This window comes from Arthrobacter sp. Y3223166 (assembly GCF_059090935.1).
On record NZ_JBNHGE010000003.1, the window covers coordinates 178,706 to 195,677 of the forward strand.

Genomic DNA, 16,972 nt, shown 5'->3' on the forward strand with positions numbered 1-16,972 from the left:
GGCCCCCGGCGCACCGCCGGGAGGCAGCAGGCCGGCGTCGGGCGCATTGCGCCTAACCGAAGACGGGACCGCCGATAAAGGGATCCAGGGCCAGGGCCAGGAACAGCACCGTGAGGTAGCTGATGGAACCATGGAACACGCGCATGGCGCTCTTGTTCGTGACGGCGGTGCTTTCGGTTCCGCGCTTGGTCAGCGCGTAGAGCCGGTGCGATTCGTAGACGAACCAGGAACCGCTGAGCAGTGCCACGATGGTGTAGACCCAGCCGGCGCCGCCGACCGGAGCCAGCAGCAGCGAGCAGACCAGGGTGGCCCAGGCATAGAGGACAACCTGCACGGAGACCTGCCGTGCGCTGGCGATCGCGCCGAGCATCGGCACGTTGGCCGCGTTGTAGTCGTCGCTGTATTTCATGGACAGCGGCCAGTAGTGCGGAGGCGTCCACAGGAAGATGACCATGAACAGGATCACCGCCGGCCACGCCACCGTGTTGGTCACCGCGGCCCAGGCGATGAGCACGGGGAAGCACCCGGCGGCGCCGCCCCAGACGATGTTCTGCGAGGTGCGGCGCTTGAGGATCAGCGTGTAGATCACGACGTAGAAGAAGATCGCGCCGACGCCCAGCATGCCGGCCAGCGGATTCGCCCCGAACCAGAGGAGCGCCACGGCCACCACGGCGAGCACCCAGGAGAACACCAGCGCCTCGCGCGGAGTCAGTTCCCCGGTCACGAGCGGGCGGTTTTCGGTCCGGTGCATGAGCTTGTCCATGTCCCGGTCGATGTAGCAGTTAAAGGACCCGGCCGCACCGGCGGCGAGGGCACCGCCGACCATCGTGGCAGCCATCAGCCAGAGGTCGGGGAAACCGCCCTGGGCGAAGATCATGGTGGGCAGGGTGGTCACCAGCAGAAGTTCCATCACGCGGGGCTTCGTGAGCGACAGGTAGGCCTTGGCCTTGCGCGAGAAGCCGGGCTTGGCCGGAACGGCCAACGCCTGGTCCGGAACGGTCTGGATATTCAAGGAAAAACCACTCAGTTCTGCTGGAGTTCGTCTGACACACGAAAGCGCCCAGCCGTTAAGGACGGGCCAAGGTGCACCTACATCATACTCCTTCTATGTCTCGTAGAAACCGGTTTCCTGCCCGTGGAAACCGGTGTCGCCTGCCCCCGCCGAAACCCGCGCGGGCCGGGGGCGGCCGCCGGCGTCAAACAGTGACCGCTGTGACTGCTGGCACTGCACCACGTCCTGCGCATTGCAGACGCAACGGATAGAGTGGGGAAGGAGCGCCAATCCGCGGTTATGGGCGCAACAAGCTTGAGGCAGCAACAACGGCGAATGGCCCAATCGGTCCGCGGCCACGGCTGTTTTCCGGACCGTCGGCTGCCGCTTAGACGTAGATCAGAAAGGGGCCCACCCGGTGCCACACATGGAAGATCAGGAATTGTCCTGGACATCGCTGGACCAGCGGGCGGTGGACACGGTGCGTGTCCTCGCGGCGGATGCAGTCGAGAAGGTCGGCAACGGCCACCCCGGCACCGCCATGAGCCTGGCCCCGGCCGCGTACCTGATCTTCCAGAAGTTCATGCGCCACGACCCCACCGATCCGCACTGGGTGGGCCGCGACCGGTTCGTCCTCTCCCCCGGCCACACCTCGCTGACGCTGTACATCCAGCTGTTCCTCTCCGGCTACGGCCTGGAACTGGAGGACCTGAAGGCGCTGCGGACCTGGGGATCGCTCACGCCGGGCCACCCGGAGTACAAGCACACCCCGGGTGTCGAGATCACCACCGGCCCGCTGGGCCAGGGGCTCGCCTCCGCCGTCGGCTTCGCCTATGCGCAGCGCCGCACCCGCGGCTTGTACGACGCCGATGCTGCCGCCGGCGAGAGCCCGTTCGACCACACGGTCTGGGTGATCGCGTCCGACGGCGACCTGCAGGAGGGCGTCACGTCTGAGGCCTCCTCCCTGGCCGGCCATCAGGAGCTGGGCAACCTGGTGGTGCTCTACGACGACAACAAAATCTCGATCGAAGACGACACCGACATCGCCTTCAGCGAAGACGTGCTCAAGCGGTACGAGGCGTACGGCTGGCACACCCAGCGGGTCGACTGGACCGAGACCGGCGAATACGTCGAAGACGTCCCGGCCCTGTTCGAGGCCTTGAAGGCCGCGAAGGCCGAGACTTCCCGGCCCTCGATCATCTCGCTGCGCACCATCATCGGCTGGCCCGCCCCCAAGAAGCAGAACACCGGCAAGATCCACGGCTCCGCCCTGGGTGCCGAGGAGGTCGCCGCCGTCAAGGAGGTGCTCGGCTTCAATCCGGAGCAGCATTTCGCGGTCGAGCCGGAGGTCCTGGATCACGCCCGGCAGGTGGCCGCGCGCGGCAAGCAGGCCCGCGCGGACTGGGAGACCGGCTACCAGACGTGGCGCGAGGCCAACCCGGAGAACGCCGCGCTGCTGGACCGTGTGCAGGCGTCCGAGTTGCCGGAAGGCTGGGAGGCGGCGCTGCCCGAATTCCCGGCCGGCAAGGACGTCTCGACCCGGGCCGCCTCCGGCAAGGTGCTCAACGCCATCGGCCCGGTGCTGCCGGAGCTGTGGGGCGGTTCGGCGGACCTGGCCGAGTCCAACAACACCACGATCGAAGGCTCCCCGTCGTTCGTTCCCGAGTCGCGGCAGACCGATATGTGGTCCGGCGGGCCGTACGGCAGGGTGCTGCACTTCGGCATCCGCGAGCATGCGGCCGCTTCCATCGTGAACGGCATTGTGCTCAGCTCCAACACCCGCGCCTTCTCGGGCACGTTCCTGATCTTCAGCGACTACCAGCGGCCGGCCATCCGGCTGGGCGCCCTGATGGGCGTTCCCTCCATCTATGTGTGGACGCACGATTCCATCGGGCTGGGTGAAGACGGACCGACCCACCAGCCGGTGGAGCAGCTGGCAAGCCTGCGTGCCATTCCGGGCCTCGACGTCGTCCGCCCGGCCGATGCCAACGAGGTGGCGCAGGCCTGGAAGGCCGTGCTGGAGAACCACAGCAACCCGGCCGGCATCGTGCTCACCCGACAAAACCTGCCCGTCTACGAGCGCGGCGAGAACGGCTTCGCCTCCGCCGAGAACGTGGCAAAGGGCGCCTACGTGTTGGCCGAGGCGCAGTCCGGCGGCACGGACACGACGCCGCAGGTGATCCTGCTCGCCACCGGTTCCGAGGTGCAGCTGGCCGTCCAGGCCCGCGAAACGCTGCAGGCCGACGGCATCGCCACCCGCGTGGTCTCCGTCCCCTGCCTCGAGTGGTTCAACCGGCAGGACCCCGCCTACCGCGAGTCCGTACTCCCGGCCGGCATCAAGGCCCGCGTGTCGGTTGAAGCCGGCATCGCGCAGTGCTGGGACGGACTGGTCGGCGACGCCGGCCGCAGCGTGTCCCTGGAGCACTACGGCGCCTCCGCCGACTACAAGACCCTGTTCCGCGAATTCGGACTCACGGCCGAGGCTGTTGTCGAGGCCGCCCGCGACTCGCTCTCCCAGACCACCGATTCCTAAGGAGGACGCAATGTCCAACCCGAATACCCAGGCACTCTCCGACGCGGGCGTTTCCATCTGGCTCGACGACCTTTCGCGGGAGCGGATCAATTCCGGGACCCTGAAGGCCCTGATCGACGAACGGAACGTGGTGGGCGTCACCACCAACCCCTCCATCTTCGCCGCCGCCCTGCAGGACGGCCGCAGCTACGAAGCGCAGGTCCAGCAACTGGCCGCCGACGGCGCGGACGTGGATACGGCGGTCTTCGCCATCACCACGTCCGACGTGGCCGAGGCCTGCGACCTGTTCTCCCCGCTCGCCGCCGATACGGAGGGCGTGGACGGCCGCGTGTCGATTGAGGTGGATCCGCGGCTGGCCCGTGACGCGCACGGCACGGCCGCCGAGGCGCAGCATCTGCACAAGGCCGTGGGCCGCACCAATGCCTTCATCAAGATCCCGGCGACCAGCGAAGGCCTGGAGGCCATCACCGAGACCCTCGCGCTCGGCATCAGCGTCAACGTGACGCTGATCTTCTCGCTGCAGCGCTACCGCGAAGTGATCAACGCCTTCATGCTGGGCCTGGAGCAGGCCAAGGAAAACGGCAAGGACCTGTCGACCATCCACTCGGTGGCTTCGTTCTTCGTCTCCCGCGTCGATACCGAGATCGACAAGCGCCTGGACGCCGCCGGGTCCGCGGAGGCGGCCGCGTTGAAGGGCAAGGCCGGCGTCGCCAACGCCCGCCTGGCGTACCAGATCTACGAGGAGCAGTTCGCGACCGAACGCTGGCAGGTGCTGGCCGCCGCCGGCGGCCGGCCGCAGCGGCCGCTGTGGGCCTCCACCGGCGTGAAGAACCCGGACTACCCGGACACCCTGTACGTCACCGAACTGGTGGCCCCGAACGTGGTCAACACCATGCCGGAGCCGACGCTGGAAGCCCTCGCCGACCACGGGAAGGTCGAGGGAGACCGGGTCACCGGCACCTACGCGGAAGCGAACAAGGTGCTCGACGACATCGCGCAGGCCGGAATTTCCTATAACGAGGTGGTGGAGCTGCTCGAGGAGGAGGGCCTGGAGAAGTTCGTGGCCAGCTGGCAGCAGTTGCGGGAGACCGTCCAGAACGCCCTCGACTCGGTGCACGGAGCCCGGCAGTCATGAGTTCGCTGGCTTTCGAAGCGTCGGGAGCCGCACTGGCCGCCGTCCGCCGTCATATCGGCACCCTGGTGGAGGACCGCGTCGCGTCCCGCATCGCGACGCAGGACAACACCCTGTGGGGCCCGGAGGCAGAAGCCGAGGCGGCCGTCCGCCTGGGCTGGGTCGATGCGGCGGCGCTGTCCCGGCCGCTGGTTCCGGAGATCCTGGAGCTGCGCAAGGAGCTTGCGGCCGAGGGCGTGACGCGATTTGTGCTGGCCGGGATGGGCGGCTCCTCGCTGGCGCCCGAAGTGATCGCCAATACCGCCGGCGTGGAGCTCACCGTGCTCGACAGCACGGATCCCCAGCAGGTGGGTGCCGCGCTGGCCGAACGGCTGGCCGACAGCGCCATCATCGTGTCCTCCAAGTCCGGTTCCACGCTGGAAACCGATTCGCAGCGCCGTGTCTTCGAGCAGGCTTTTGCCGACGCCGGGTTGGACGCCGCCTCGCGCATCATCGTGGTCACCGATCCCGGCTCCCCGCTGGATGAGGCGGCGCGGGAAGCCGGGTACCGTGCGGTGTTCAACGCCGACCCCAACGTCGGAGGACGGTACTCCGCGCTGACCGCGTTCGGGCTGGTCCCTGCCGGACTGGCCGGCGTGGACATCGAGAGGCTGCTCGACGACGCCGAAGAGGCCGCCGAGGTGCTCTCCGAGGATTCCGCCGACAACATGGCCCTGGCTCTGGGCGCCGCGCTGGCCGGCACGGAGCCGCTGCGCAACAAGGTAGCCATCGCCGACGACGGTTCCGGAATCGTCGGCTTCGCGGACTGGGCCGAGCAGTTGATCGCCGAGTCCACCGGCAAGCTGGGAACCGGACTGCTGCCGGTGGTGGTCAACGCCGGCGACCCGGAGACCGTCTCGGGAGCCAAGGATGTGCTGGTGGTCCGGCTGGTCTCCCCCGATCACGAGGTGACGGTCGGAGCCGACGAGGTTGCCGTCGGCGGGAGCCTGGGCAGCCAACTGCTGCTGTGGGAATACGCCACGGCGGTGGCCGGCCGCCTGCTGGGCATCAACCCCTTCGACCAGCCGGACGTCGAGGCGGCGAAGGCCGCGGCACGCGGACTGCTGGACGAACGCCCGGCCGCGGCGCTGCCCGACTTCACCGACGGCTCCGTCCAGGTGCGCGGCAGCGGCCTGGCCATGGGTGCGTCGCTGGACGACGCGCTGCGCGGCCTGCTGAGCCAACTGGGGCCGGACGGCTACGTGAGCGTGCAGGCCTACCTTGACCGCTTCGGCCAGGCCGAGTTGGAACGCATCCGGCCCCTGCTGGCCGAGGCGACCGGACGGCCCGTCACCTTCGGCTGGGGCCCGCGGTTCCTGCACTCCACCGGGCAGTTCCACAAGGGCGGGCCGGGCATCGGGGTCTACCTGCAGCTGACCGGCGAGGCCGCGACGGACATCCCCATTCCGGGACGCGAGTTCAGCTTCGGCGAACTGATCGATGCCCAGGCCGCCGGCGACGCCAACGTGCTGCGGGAGGGCGGCCGCCCCGTCCTGCGCCTGCATTTGGCCGACCGGGCCGCCGGTGTGCGCCAGGTGATGGACGCGGTGTCCCGACTGGGTGGAAAGCAGTAATGGCCCCTTCCGAACGACGGCGGCGTCAGGTCAACCCGCTCCGGGACCCGCGCGACCGCCGGCTCGACCGCATTGCCGGCCCCTGTTCCCTGGTGCTGTTCGGGGTCACCGGAGACCTTGCCCGCAAGAAGCTCATGCCGGCGGTGTACGACCTGGCCAACCGCGGGCTGCTGCCGCCGAGCTTCGCGCTGGTCGGTTTTGCCCGCAGGCCGTGGGACGACGACGAGTTCGCGGCCCAGGTGAAGGAATCCGTGCAGCGGCATGCCCGCACCCCGTTCCGCGAGGACATCTGGACGCATCTGGCGGCGGGCATCCGGTTCGTCCAGGGCGCCTTCGACGACGAGGATGCCTTCGAGCAGCTCCGCGGCACCCTGGAAGAGCTCGACGAGCAGCGCGGGACGCAGGGCAACCACGCGTTCTACCTCTCGATTCCGCCCAAGGCCTTCGAGCAGGTGTGCAAGATGCTCTCCTCGCACGGTCTGGCCCAGGCGCCCGAGGAAGCAGACGGCATGCCCTGGCGGCGGGTTGTCATCGAGAAGCCCTTCGGGCATGACCTTCAGTCCGCACGCGAACTGAACAACATCGTCGAATCGGTCTTCCCGCCGGACGCGGTGTTCAGGATCGACCACTATCTGGGCAAGGAGACGGTCCAGAACATCCTGGCCCTGCGCTTCGCCAATCAGCTGTTCGAGCCGCTCTGGAACGCGAACTACGTGGACCACGTGCAGATCACCATGGCGGAAGACATCGGCATCGGCGGCCGCGCAGGCTATTACGACGGCGTCGGGGCGGCGCGCGACGTCATCCAGAACCACCTGCTGCAGTTGCTCGCCCTGACCGCCATGGAGGAACCCATTTCCTTCAACGCCGAGGACCTGCGGACGGAAAAGGAAAAGGTGCTGGCCGCCGTCAAGCTCCCCGAGGACCTGTCGGCCCATTCGGCCCGCGGCCAGTACACCGGCGGGTGGCAGGGCGGTGAGAGGGTGGCCGGCTACCTGGAGGAAGAAGGTTTCAACCCGGATTCGGTCACCGAGACCTATGCGGCGCTGCGGCTGGACATCCACACCCGGCGCTGGGCCGGCGTGCCGTTCTACCTGCGTGCCGGCAAGCGCCTTGGCCGCCGGGTCACGGAGATTGCGGTGGTGTTCAAACGCGCGCCGAATCTGCTGTTCCCCAACCACCACGAGGACGACTTCGGCCAGAACGCGGTGGTGATCCGTGTCCAGCCCGATGAAGGAGTCACCATGCGCTTCGGGTCCAAGGTGCCCGGCACGCAAATGGAGGTCCGGGACGTCACCATGGACTTCGGCTACGGGCACGCGTTCACCGAGTCGAGTCCCGAGGCCTACGAACGGCTGATCCTGGACGTACTGCTCGGCGAGCCGCCGCTGTTCCCCCGCCACCAGGAAGTCGAGCTGTCCTGGAAGATCCTGGACCCGTTCGAGGAGTACTGGGCCAACAGCCGTACCCGGCCGGAACCCTACTCCCCCGGCAGCTGGGGACCGGCGTCGGCCGATGAGCTGCTGGCCCGCGACGGACGCACTTGGAGAAGGCCGTGATCAAAGAGCTCAAGGACACCACCACATCGAAGGTCTCCAAGGAAATCGTGGCCATGCGGGAACAAGGCGGCGTTGTGGCCCTGGGGCGTGTGCTGACCCTGGTGGTCGTGACCTCGCTCGGGTACGAAGAAGAGGCCATCTTCGCCGCCAACGCCGCGAGCCGGGAACATCCCTGCCGGATCATCGCCCTGGTCGACGCCGGGTCGGAGGCGGAGACCAAGCTGGATGCCCAGATCCGGGTCGGCGGCGACGCCGGAGCGGCCGAGGTGGTGGTGCTGTACGGCTACGGCCAGCTGGCAGCCGAGAGCGAGTCCCTCGTGGCCGCGCTGCTGCTGCCCGACGCCCCGATCGTCGCCTGGTGGCCGCACGGCATGCCGAAGGATGCTTCGCGCACGTCCATCGGCCGGATTGCGCACCGCCGCATCACGGATTCAGACAAGGAGCCGGACCCGCAGCAGGCGCTGTTCAGCCTGCGCGAGACTTATACCGCCGGCGACACGGACCTGGCCTGGACGCGGCTGACCAGTTGGCGCGTGCAGCTGGCCGCCGTCTTTGACCAGCTGGAACCTGCCCCGGTCACCTCGGTTGCCGTGGAGGGCGCCTCGGACTCCCCCAGCACCGTCCTCTTGGCGGCGTGGCTGACGCTGGCACTGAACGCGCCGGTGACCATCGTGGAGGACACTGCGGGGACCGGCATCAGGGGCGTGCGCATTTCACGGACGACCGGCGACATCCGGATCCTGCGTCCCGGCCCGTCCGTGGCCGAACTGATCATGCCCGGCCTGCCGGTGCAGCGTATTACGCTGCCGCGCCGCCCGCTGGAGGAATGCCTGGCCGAGGAACTGCGCCGGCTGGACCCGGACGAAGTGTTCGGCGAGGTGCTGATACACGGATTGCCCCGAACCAATTTGAGGAGCGTGCGCCGCAGTGACCGCTGAACCACACGTCATCGTCCACCCCGACACCACCGCCGTCGCCGGCTCGGTGGCCCGGAGGCTGGTGGAGCGTCTGGCGGCGGCCCAAGCCGCCCGCGGCGACGCCACGGTGGTGCTCACCGGCGGCAGCCTGGGCATCAACACCTTGAAGGCGGTAGCCGCCGTCGATACCCCCGCCGGCTTCGATTGGTCCAAGGTGAACATCTGGTGGGGCGACGAGCGGTTCGTCCCCAAGGACAGCCGCGACCGCAACGAACGGCAGGCACGCGAAGCGCTGCTGGACGCGCTCCCCCTGGACCCGGCCCGGGTGCACCCCTTCGGGGCCGCCGGAGAACACGCCGACCCCCACGCGGCCGCCGTGGCCTATTCCGCGGCGCTGCGCCAGGCCGCGGCCGAGGAGGGCACCAGCGGCCCGGTGCCGAGGTTCGACGTGCTGCTGCTGGGCGTCGGGCCGGATGCGCACATCGCCTCGTTGTTCCCCGAGATGGGCGGCATCCGCGAGGAAGAGCGGTCCGTGATCGGCGAGACCGATGCGCCGAAACCACCTCCGGAGCGCGTGTCCCTGACGCTCCCGACGATCAACTCCGCGGACGAAGTCTGGCTGGTGGTGGGCGGCCAGGACAAGGCCGGCGCCGTGGGACTCGCCCTCGCCGGCGCCAACCCGGTGCAGGTTCCCGCCGCCGGTGCCCGCGGGCGCAAACGCACCGTGTGGCTGCTGGACCGGGACGCCGCGTCCAAGCTGCCCGACGCACTGCTGTCCGCGGCCGAGAGAGGCGACGGCTGACAGCAGTTGCTCCGGGCGGCGGCCGGGCCGGCGGGTTCGACCGCTAGCGCGCCTCCCGACGCCGGCGCCGCAACTTCTCGAGCGCCTGTTCAACCACGGCCTCCGCCTCGTCAGGGCTGCGCCGTTCCTTCGCATACTCCAGATGGCTCTTGTAGGGCTCGTCGCTGCTGCGGGCGTCGGTGACGTACGCGCCCGGTTCCCTGGCCGCCGTCTGGCCGCAGTGCGGGCAGTCCCAGGACGGCGGGATGTCGGCTTCGCTCAGATTGGCGAAGACCGGCGTGGTCTCGTGTCCCTTCGGACACCAATACGTGACGGGAACCTTGGTCACCGGAACTACCGTCCGCCCGGTCACGGCCTGCCAGCCTGCGAGCCCGGCACCCGATTCGGAGCCCACCCGGACCGCGCGGAAAGAATTCGACGGATCAACCATGTTTGCTCCCCCGCTGAGAAGAATCGATGCCCCCTGCATCGGGCACCAGTCTACGGGTCGAACAGCGAAGGGTTAAGGGGTTGGGCCAAGTCGTCGGCCCGCCGGTCCCGGACAGCGGAGCCGGGAGCGGAGCCGGGAGCGGCGCCGGGAGCGGCGCCGGGCCCCGGAAGCGTCGGTCAGGATTCCGCGCTGAAACGCATCATGAGGCCCAGGGCCACGATGACCGTGCCCCAGACCAGCCCCAGGACCACCGTGAACCGGTTGAGGTTGCGCTCCGCGACGCCGGACGATCCCAGGCTGGTGGTCATGCCGCCGCCGAACATGTCGGACATGCCGCCGCCGCGCCCCTTGTGGAGCAGGATGAGCAGGGTCAGCAGCAGGCTCGTGATGCCGAGCAGGATTTGCAGCGTGATCTTCAGAGCTTCCACAGTGGCCTTTCGTCAGCTGTCGGGATATCCCAGTGGCGGGCAGACATCACTTTGTCAGCAGGTGTTGTTCGAACCTGACAATATTAGCAAATTCGCCTGCATCCAGGCTGGCGCCACCGACCAACACGCCGTCCACGTCGCGCTCGTTCAGGATCGCGGCCGCGTTCGCCGCCTTCACGGAGCCGCCGTAGAGCAACCGCACCCCGGCCGCCACGCTGTCATCGAAGAGGACGGCCATCTCCGCGCGGATGGCGGCGCACATCTCCTGGGCGTCCTCGGGACCGGCCACTTCCCCGGTGCCGATCGCCCACACCGGTTCGTAGGCGATGACCAACCAGGCGGCCTGACCGGCGTCCAGGCCTGCCACATCGGCCCGCAACTGACCCAGCGTGTGCTCCACATGGTTCCCGGCCTGGCGCACCGCGAGGCCTTCGCCGACGCACAGCACCGGGGTCAGCTTGTGCCGGTAGGCCGCCTTCAGCTTCCCGTTGAGCAACGTGTCGTCCTCGCCGTGGATCTCGCGCCGCTCGGAATGCCCGACCAGCACGTACCGGCAGCCCAGCTTGGCCAGGAACTGCCCGGAGATGTCACCGGTGTAGGCGCCGGCGTCGTGCGGCGAGAGGTCCTGGGCGCCGTAAACCAGCTTCAGATCGTCCCCATTGACCAGCGTCTGCACGCCGCGCAGATCGGTGAACGGCGGGAACACGGCGACCTCGACCCGGGCATAGTCGTGCCGGGCATCGCTGAGCGTCCACGCCAGTTTCTGCAAGAGGGTGATGCCCTGGACATGGTCCATGTTCATCTTCCAGTTGCCGGCGATCAGCGGGGTGCGGTCGAACTTTCCGTTGGTCGAGCTGGTCACTGAGGTCTCCATCTGTCGGGGGCGCCGCGGTGGACGCCGTGCTGAGCGGTGTGGCGGGGCAATCCGGAGGCGCCGCGCGGCGGCGCGGGCCTGGGCGATGCCGGCATCTCCTGCCGTCGGGGGCAGGAGATGCCGCTCGATCAGTTCTCCAGTGCCGCCAGGCCGGGCAGGGTCTTGCCCTCGAGGTATTCGAGGCTGGCGCCGCCGCCGGTGGAAATGTGTCCGAAGGCGCCGTCGTCAAAGCCGAGGGCACGCACAGCGGCGGCGGAATCGCCTCCGCCGACGACGGTGAAGCCGTCGCTGCCGGTGAGGGCCTTGGCGACCGTGCGGGTGCCGTTGGCGAAGGCGGCGAACTCGAACACGCCCATCGGTCCGTTCCAGAAGACGGTGTTCGCCGAGTGGATCTGGTGGGCGAAGGCCTCGGCCGACTCCGGGCCGATGTCCAGGCCGATGCCGGCGGAGCCAAACGATGCCGACTCGATGCTGTCCGCCGGGACCACTTCCCAGGCCGCATCGGCGGCAAACTTCTCGGCGACCACGATGTCGGTCGGCAGGATGAACGTGCAACCCAGTTCCTTGGCGCGTGCCAGATAGCCGCGCACGGTGTCCAGTTGGTCCTGCTCCAGCAGGCTGGAACCGACCTTGTAGCCCTGGGCCGCCAGGAAGGTGAAGACCATGCCGCCGCCGACCAGCAGGTAGTCGGCCTTGCCCAGCAGGTTCTCGATCACGGCCAACTTGTCCGAGACCTTGGATCCGCCCAGGACCACCACATACGGCCGCTGCGGCGCCTCGGTAAGCTTGTTCAGGACCTGGAGCTCCGTCCGCACGAGGTCGCCCTGGTAGGCCGGAAGCCGGCGGGCAATGTCGAAGACCGAAGCATGCTTGCGGTGGACGGCACCGAAGGCGTCGTCGACGTAGGCTCCGTCGGCGCCGGTCAGGGCGGCGAGTTCGGCGGCGAAGGCCTCCCGGTCGGCGTCGTCCTTGCTGGTTTCCCGGGGATCGAACCGCACGTTCTCCACCACCAGCACTTCCCCGTCCTGCAGCCGCGCGGCCGCCTCCCGGGCGGCCGGGCCCACCGTGTCCGCGGCGAACTTGACCGTAACCGGCGCCAGTTCCTTCAGCCGGGCGACGGCGGGGCGCAGCGAGAACTTCTCCTCGGGTGCGCCCTTGGGGCGGCCGAGGTGGGCCGTCACGACCACCCGCGCCCCGGCTTCCGCGAGCTTGACGATGACCGGCAGGGACGCCCGGATCCGCCCGTCGTCGGAGACCGCCAGGTCCGGGAGTTCGCCCTCCAAGGGGACATTCAGGTCCGAGCGGACCAACACGTGGCGTCCGCGGACCCCGGCGGCCAGCAGGGCATCAAGAGAATGTGCAGTCATTTCTTCCTTCGTGCGGAGGACGGGACGGGCGGGACCTAGGCCAGCTTCGAGGCGATCAGAGCCGTCAGGTCCACCAGGCGGTTGGAGTAGCCCCACTCGTTGTCGTACCAGCCAACAACTTTCACCTGATTACCCATTACCTTAGTCAGTCCCGAGTCGAAGATCGAAGACGCCGGGTCTGTGACGATATCCGAGGACACGATGGGGTCCTCCGTATACGTGATGATCCCGGCCCAGTGCGGGTCGCCGGCGGCCTCCTTGAACGCCGCGTTGACCTCTTCGACGTCGGTTTCGCGGGACACGGTGACGGTCAGGTCGGTCATCGAGCCCGTCGGCACCGGCACCCGGACCGCGAAACCGTCCAACTTGCCCTGCAGTTCCGGCAGGACCTGCCCGATGGCCTTCGCCGCGCCGGTTGATGTCGGCACCAGGTTGATGGCCGCCGCCCGGGCGCGCCGCAAGTCCCGGTGCGGCCCGTCCTGCAGGTTCTGGTCGGCGGTGTAGGCGTGGATGGTGGTCATGAGGCCGTGCTCGATGCCGAACTTCTCGTGGAGCACCTTCGCCATGGGCGCGAGGCAGTTCGTGGTGCAGGAGGCGTTCGAAATCAGGTGGTGGGAACCGGCGTCGTACTCGCCGTCGTTGACGCCCATCACGATGGTGATGTCCTCGTCCTTGGCCGGAGCCGAGATCAGGACTTTCTTCGCCCCGGCGTCGAGGTGCTTCCGGGCGCCGCCGCCCTTGTTGAACCTGCCGGTGGATTCGATCACGATGTCGACGCCGAGGTCGCTCCACGGCAGCGCGGCGGGTTCCTTTTCGGACAGGACGCTGACCTTCCGGCCGCCGACGATCAGGTTGCCGGCATCCACCTCGACCGTTTCTGCCAGCACGCCGAGCACGCTGTCGTATTTGAGCAGGTGGGCCAGGGTATGCGCATCGGTCAGGTCGTTGACCGCCACGACCTCCAGATCCGTGTCTTGCGCCAGGACGGCGCGGAAGTAGCTGCGGCCGATCCGGCCGAATCCGTTGATTCCAACTCGAGTAGTCATGAGCCTCTACCTCGTGGATGGGCCGTGACCGGAAGGGCTCCCCCGGTCCGTGCCCTTGTTGTTGGCCTGCTGGCCGGGTGGTCAGCGCGGAAGCGCCGGTGCGGGCGGCGGCGAAGCGGGCGGCGACGTCGGCCCGGTGGACGGTACCGGCGCGGTGTCCGCCGCCCCGGCCCCGTGGCTGGCATGCATGAAGTCGTTCAGTTCCATGATCCTCGCCCGGACGCGCCGTTCCAAGGCCGCGCAACCGTGGCCGGGGTGCAGTTCGTGCGTGCCCATGGTTCCCTCCAAACTGACGTGCCGTGCCTAGTCGTCCAGCATCTCCGGCGTCACGTTGGCTTCGGTCCCCGGGATGCGCAGCTCCAGCGCCCGCTTGTCCGCCATGGCCAGCAGGCGGCGGATCCGGCCGGCGATGGCGTCCTTGGTCATCGGCGGGTCAGCCAAGCGCCCGAGCTCGTCCAAGGAGGCCTGCTTGTGCGCCACCCGGAGTTCACCGGCGTAGCGCAGGTGCTCCGGCACTTCGTCGTCGAGGATCTCGAGGGCACGCTCCACGCGCGCGCCCGCCGCGACGGCGGCCTGGGCCGAGCGCCGCAGGTTGGCGTCGTCGAAATTGGCCAGCCGGTTCGCGGTAGCGCGTACTTCCTTGCGCATCCGGCGTTCTTCCCACACCATCAGCGCATCATGGGCGCCCATCCGGGTCAAGAGCGCCGCGATGCTGTCGCCGTCGCGGATGACAACCCGGTCCACGCCGCGCACCTCCCGGGCCTTGGCCGCGATCCCGAGCCGGCGGGCCGCGCCCACCAGCGCCAGCGCCGCTTCCGGGCCGGGACAGGTGACCTCCAGGGCGGAAGAGCGGCCGGGTTCGGTCAGCGAACCGTGCGCCAGGAAGGCTCCGCGCCAGACCGCCTCGGCATCGGCGGCCGAACCGTTGACGACCACGGAGGGCAGGCCGCGGACCGGCCGGCCGCGGCCGTCCAGCAGGCCGGTCTGTCGGGCGAGGGACTCCCCGTCCTTGACCACGCGCACGACGTAGCGGTTCCCGCGGCGCAGCGCACCGCCGGAGACCACGATGATGTCGCCGCTGTGGCCGTACACTTCCGAGATGGCGGTGCGCAGCCGCCGGGCGGTCGCAGCCAGATCAACTTCGGCCTCGATGACGATGCGGCCGGAAATGATGTGGAGTCCGCCGGCGAAACGGAGCGTCGACGAGACCTCCGCCTTCCGGACCTGGGACTTCTTGATGTCAAGGCGAGCGAGCTCATCCTTGACTGCTGCGGTCAGCGCCATGCACCTTGTCCTTACCTAATCCTTGTGGCCTTCGAAAATGTCGTGGTAGGCACTCGCCAGTCTCAACGGATCGTGTACGGGGCGTCCGCCTGAACTTCCTACTCTACCGAAGACCACGCGTGCTCCCAGCGCGGCCGCGGCATCCTCGAAACGCCCCTTGTCGTCAATCACGGCCGGATCGGCCAAGACCACGTCGAAACGCATCCCGGGGGCGCAGCGCCTCACCGCGGCCAGGTGGTCCGAGGCGGTCATCCCGGACGTTTCCTTGGTGTCCACCGACAGGTTCATGGTCAGGCAGCGGCGCGCCGGGGTGTCGCAGAGCGCCTCGCGCATCTCCTTGAGCATCAGGTGCGGCAACACCGAGGTGTACCAGGAGCCGGGCCCGAGGATCACCCAGTCGGCATATTCGACGGCGTTCAGTGCCTCGACGCAGGCCGGGGCGTCGTCGGGCAGCAGGCGCACGTCGTGGACGTGGCTGTTGCGTCCGGCCGCCGCCAGCCGGGACTGGCCGGAGATCAGCGCGGTGCGCAGCCGCCCGTCCTCGCCCTCCACCAGCACGTCGCCCTCGATGGTCAGCGGAACGGTGGCCATCGGCAGCACCTCTCCACGGGCCCCCAGCAGGGCGCCGGCCCACTTCAGGCCGGCAACGGGGTCGCCGAGCAGCTCCCACAGGGTCACAATCAGCAGGTTTCCGAGGGCGTGGTTGTCCAGCGACGGCTCGGCGCCCGGGGATGACTTGAAGCGATGCTGCATCACATCGCGCCAGGTCCGCCCCCAGTCGGTGTCATCGCACAGCGCCGCGAGGGCCATCCGCAAATCTCCCGGCGGGAGGACGCCGAACTCCTTGCGCAGGCGGCCGGAGGATCCGCCGTCGTCAGCCACCGTGACGATGGCTGTCAGTTCCGTGGTGAGCAGCCGCAGCGCGCCCAGCGAGGCCGAGAGCCCGTGCCCGCCGCCCAAGGCCACCACGGAGGGAGGCGCGCCGCTCTTCCCGGTCCGGCTGCGGGAGGTCCCCGGGGCGGGAACCAGCGGCATCGGTCCGGTCAGGATCGCCACTATTCGCGCCCCAGGTCCCGGTGCTGGACGGTGACTTTGACGCTCGGCAGCTGGGCCAGCCGCTTCCCGATTTCCTCGGCGACCGCCACGGAGCGGTGCTTGCCGCCGGTACACCCGATGGCGATGGTGCCGTAGTGCTTGTTCTCGCGGCGGTAGCCCTCCAGCACCGGCTCCAGCGCGTCCACATAGCGGTTGACGAATTCATCGGCACCGGAGTCCACCAGCACGTAGTCGCGGACCTTCTCGTCCAGCCCGGTGTGCGGGCGCAGCGCGGGGACCCAGTGCGGGTTGGGAATGAAGCGGGCGTCGGCGACGAAGTTGGCGTCCACCGGCAGCCCGTACTTGAAGCCGAAGCTGACCACGTTGATGCGCAGCACGATCGGGCCGGATTCGGTGAAGAGTTCCGTGATGGCAGTGGCCAGGGCGTGGACGTTCATCTCGGTGGTATCCACCACCAGGTCGGCCGAGTCCTTGAGGCTGCTCAACAGTTCCCGTTCGGCGGTGATGCCGTCGGATATGCGGCCGTCACCCTGCAGCGGGTGCGGCCGGCGGCCCTGTTCGAAGCGGCGGACCAGGACGTCGCCGGAGGCGTCCAGGAACAGCACCCGGTAGTGGATGCCGCTGGCCGCCAGGGCATGCAGCGCCTCCCGGATGTCGCGGAAGAGGCTCTGGCTGCGCACGTCCACGACCACGGCAAGCTTGGGCAGCGACTGCGGCATCCGCGAAACCAGTTCGGCCAACGTGCCCAGCATCTGCGGCGGCAGGTTGTCCACCACGTACCAGCCGTGGTCTTCGAGGGCATGCGCCGCCGTGGTCCGGCCGGCCCCGGACATGCCGGTGACCACCAGGAGTTCGGATTCCACCGGCTTTTCCGGCGTCAAGTCCTCATCCACCGTCATCGTCATTCCATCCATCCCGACCCCCGCTCCTCGATTCAAGC

General features: G+C 68.7%; 16 protein-coding genes. 6 read left to right on the forward strand and 10 right to left on the reverse strand.

The window, feature by feature from the left end:
* Positions 1 to 52: 52 nt before the first annotated feature.
* On the reverse strand, positions 53 to 1,012 hold the full coding sequence (locus AC5RUH_RS03490) for a heme o synthase (RefSeq protein WP_493978526.1): 960 nt from the start codon (positions 1,010 to 1,012) through the stop codon (positions 53 to 55).
* Between the two features lie 406 nt (positions 1,013 to 1,418).
* Between AC5RUH_RS03490 and tkt the strand changes: the two genes are divergently transcribed.
* The 6 genes from tkt to pgl are packed head-to-tail and all read left to right on the forward strand — an operon-like array spanning position 1,419 to position 9,547.
* A complete protein-coding gene (tkt, locus tag AC5RUH_RS03495) occupies positions 1,419 to 3,524 on the forward strand; it encodes a transketolase (RefSeq protein WP_494127914.1) in 2,106 nt (701 codons plus the stop codon).
* A 10-nt stretch (positions 3,525 to 3,534) separates the two neighbouring features.
* Positions 3,535 to 4,659 (forward strand): transaldolase, encoded by a 1,125-nt coding sequence (gene tal / locus AC5RUH_RS03500; RefSeq protein ID WP_494023136.1) that lies wholly within the window; start codon positions 3,535 to 3,537, stop codon positions 4,657 to 4,659.
* On the forward strand, positions 4,656 to 6,269 hold the full coding sequence (locus tag AC5RUH_RS03505; protein ID WP_493999644.1) for a phosphoglucose isomerase-related protein: 1,614 nt from the start codon (positions 4,656 to 4,658) through the stop codon (positions 6,267 to 6,269). Before tal ends, AC5RUH_RS03505 begins: the two co-directional genes overlap by 4 nt.
* Positions 6,269 to 7,828, forward strand: coding sequence for a glucose-6-phosphate dehydrogenase (gene zwf, locus AC5RUH_RS03510; protein WP_494127897.1), 1,560 nt, complete (start codon positions 6,269 to 6,271; stop codon positions 7,826 to 7,828). The genes AC5RUH_RS03505 and zwf overlap by 1 nt, the downstream gene beginning before the upstream one ends.
* A 53-nt stretch (positions 7,829 to 7,881) precedes the next feature.
* Positions 7,882 to 8,766: a glucose-6-phosphate dehydrogenase assembly protein OpcA gene (locus tag AC5RUH_RS03515; RefSeq protein WP_494001252.1), complete on the forward strand. Its 885-nt coding sequence runs from the start codon at positions 7,882 to 7,884 to the stop codon at positions 8,764 to 8,766.
* Positions 8,756 to 9,547 carry a 6-phosphogluconolactonase gene (gene pgl, locus AC5RUH_RS03520; RefSeq protein ID WP_494049991.1) on the forward strand — a complete coding sequence of 264 codons (792 nt, stop codon included), beginning with the start codon at positions 8,756 to 8,758 and terminating at the stop codon, positions 9,545 to 9,547. Before AC5RUH_RS03515 ends, pgl begins: the two co-directional genes overlap by 11 nt.
* 43 nt (positions 9,548 to 9,590) lie before the next feature.
* On the opposite strand, the gene AC5RUH_RS03525 is transcribed toward pgl, so the two are convergent.
* The 9 genes from AC5RUH_RS03525 to rapZ form a co-directional block, all read right to left on the reverse strand.
* Positions 9,591 to 9,977, reverse strand: coding sequence for an RNA polymerase-binding protein RbpA (locus tag AC5RUH_RS03525; protein WP_493999641.1), 387 nt, complete (start codon positions 9,975 to 9,977; stop codon positions 9,591 to 9,593).
* A 176-nt stretch (positions 9,978 to 10,153) separates the two neighbouring features.
* The gene (gene secG, locus AC5RUH_RS03530) at positions 10,154 to 10,405 is read right to left on the reverse strand and encodes a preprotein translocase subunit SecG (protein ID WP_127515609.1); all 252 of its coding nucleotides are present in this window, start codon (positions 10,403 to 10,405) and stop codon (positions 10,154 to 10,156) included.
* Positions 10,406 to 10,451: 46 nt separating this feature from the next.
* Entirely contained in the window at positions 10,452 to 11,267 is an 816-nt protein-coding gene (gene tpiA, locus AC5RUH_RS03535) for a triose-phosphate isomerase (RefSeq protein ID WP_494127898.1), read from the reverse strand.
* A gap of 140 nt (positions 11,268 to 11,407) precedes the next feature.
* Entirely contained in the window at positions 11,408 to 12,646 is a 1,239-nt protein-coding gene (locus AC5RUH_RS03540; RefSeq protein WP_494127899.1) for a phosphoglycerate kinase, read from the reverse strand.
* Between the two features lie 35 nt (positions 12,647 to 12,681).
* Positions 12,682 to 13,692: a type I glyceraldehyde-3-phosphate dehydrogenase gene (gap, locus tag AC5RUH_RS03545; RefSeq protein WP_494127900.1), complete on the reverse strand. Its 1,011-nt coding sequence runs from the start codon at positions 13,690 to 13,692 to the stop codon at positions 12,682 to 12,684.
* Between the two features lie 81 nt (positions 13,693 to 13,773).
* On the reverse strand, positions 13,774 to 13,968 hold the full coding sequence (locus AC5RUH_RS03550; RefSeq protein WP_493999637.1) for a hypothetical protein: 195 nt from the start codon (positions 13,966 to 13,968) through the stop codon (positions 13,774 to 13,776).
* Positions 13,969 to 13,995: 27 nt separating this feature from the next.
* The gene (gene whiA / locus AC5RUH_RS03555) at positions 13,996 to 14,976 is read right to left on the reverse strand and encodes a DNA-binding protein WhiA (RefSeq protein ID WP_493987300.1); all 981 of its coding nucleotides are present in this window, start codon (positions 14,974 to 14,976) and stop codon (positions 13,996 to 13,998) included.
* A gap of 15 nt (positions 14,977 to 14,991) precedes the next feature.
* Positions 14,992 to 16,032 carry a gluconeogenesis factor YvcK family protein gene (locus tag AC5RUH_RS03560; RefSeq protein ID WP_493999636.1) on the reverse strand — a complete coding sequence of 347 codons (1,041 nt, stop codon included), beginning with the start codon at positions 16,030 to 16,032 and terminating at the stop codon, positions 14,992 to 14,994.
* The gene (rapZ, locus tag AC5RUH_RS03565; RefSeq protein WP_493978538.1) at positions 16,032 to 16,946 is read right to left on the reverse strand and encodes an RNase adapter RapZ; all 915 of its coding nucleotides are present in this window, start codon (positions 16,944 to 16,946) and stop codon (positions 16,032 to 16,034) included. The genes AC5RUH_RS03560 and rapZ overlap by 1 nt, the downstream gene beginning before the upstream one ends.
* Between the last annotated feature and the right edge of the window lie 26 nt (positions 16,947 to 16,972).

Excerpts from the sequence above, each read along its gene's own strand:
- AC5RUH_RS03515 (WP_494001252.1), top strand. The coding sequence starts at position 7,882 with ATGCGGGAACAAGGCGGCGTTGTGGCCCTGGGGCGTGTGCTGACCCTG.
- tkt (WP_494127914.1), top strand. The coding sequence starts at position 1,419 with ATGGAAGATCAGGAATTGTCCTGGACATCGCTGGACCAGCGGGCGGTG.
- rapZ (WP_493978538.1), bottom strand. The coding sequence starts at position 16,946 with ATGGATGGAATGACGATGACGGTGGATGAGGACTTGACGCCGGAAAAG.
- AC5RUH_RS03540 (WP_494127899.1), bottom strand. The coding sequence starts at position 12,646 with ATGACTGCACATTCTCTTGATGCCCTGCTGGCCGCCGGGGTCCGCGGA.
- AC5RUH_RS03505 (WP_493999644.1), top strand. The coding sequence starts at position 4,656 with ATGAGTTCGCTGGCTTTCGAAGCGTCGGGAGCCGCACTGGCCGCCGTC.
- zwf (WP_494127897.1), top strand. The coding sequence starts at position 6,269 with ATGGCCCCTTCCGAACGACGGCGGCGTCAGGTCAACCCGCTCCGGGAC.
- AC5RUH_RS03550 (WP_493999637.1), bottom strand. The coding sequence starts at position 13,968 with ATGGGCACGCACGAACTGCACCCCGGCCACGGTTGCGCGGCCTTGGAA.
- AC5RUH_RS03525 (WP_493999641.1), bottom strand. The coding sequence starts at position 9,977 with ATGGTTGATCCGTCGAATTCTTTCCGCGCGGTCCGGGTGGGCTCCGAA.
- gap (WP_494127900.1), bottom strand. The coding sequence starts at position 13,692 with ATGACTACTCGAGTTGGAATCAACGGATTCGGCCGGATCGGCCGCAGC.
- tal (WP_494023136.1), top strand. The coding sequence starts at position 3,535 with ATGTCCAACCCGAATACCCAGGCACTCTCCGACGCGGGCGTTTCCATC.
- whiA (WP_493987300.1), bottom strand. The coding sequence starts at position 14,976 with ATGGCGCTGACCGCAGCAGTCAAGGATGAGCTCGCTCGCCTTGACATC.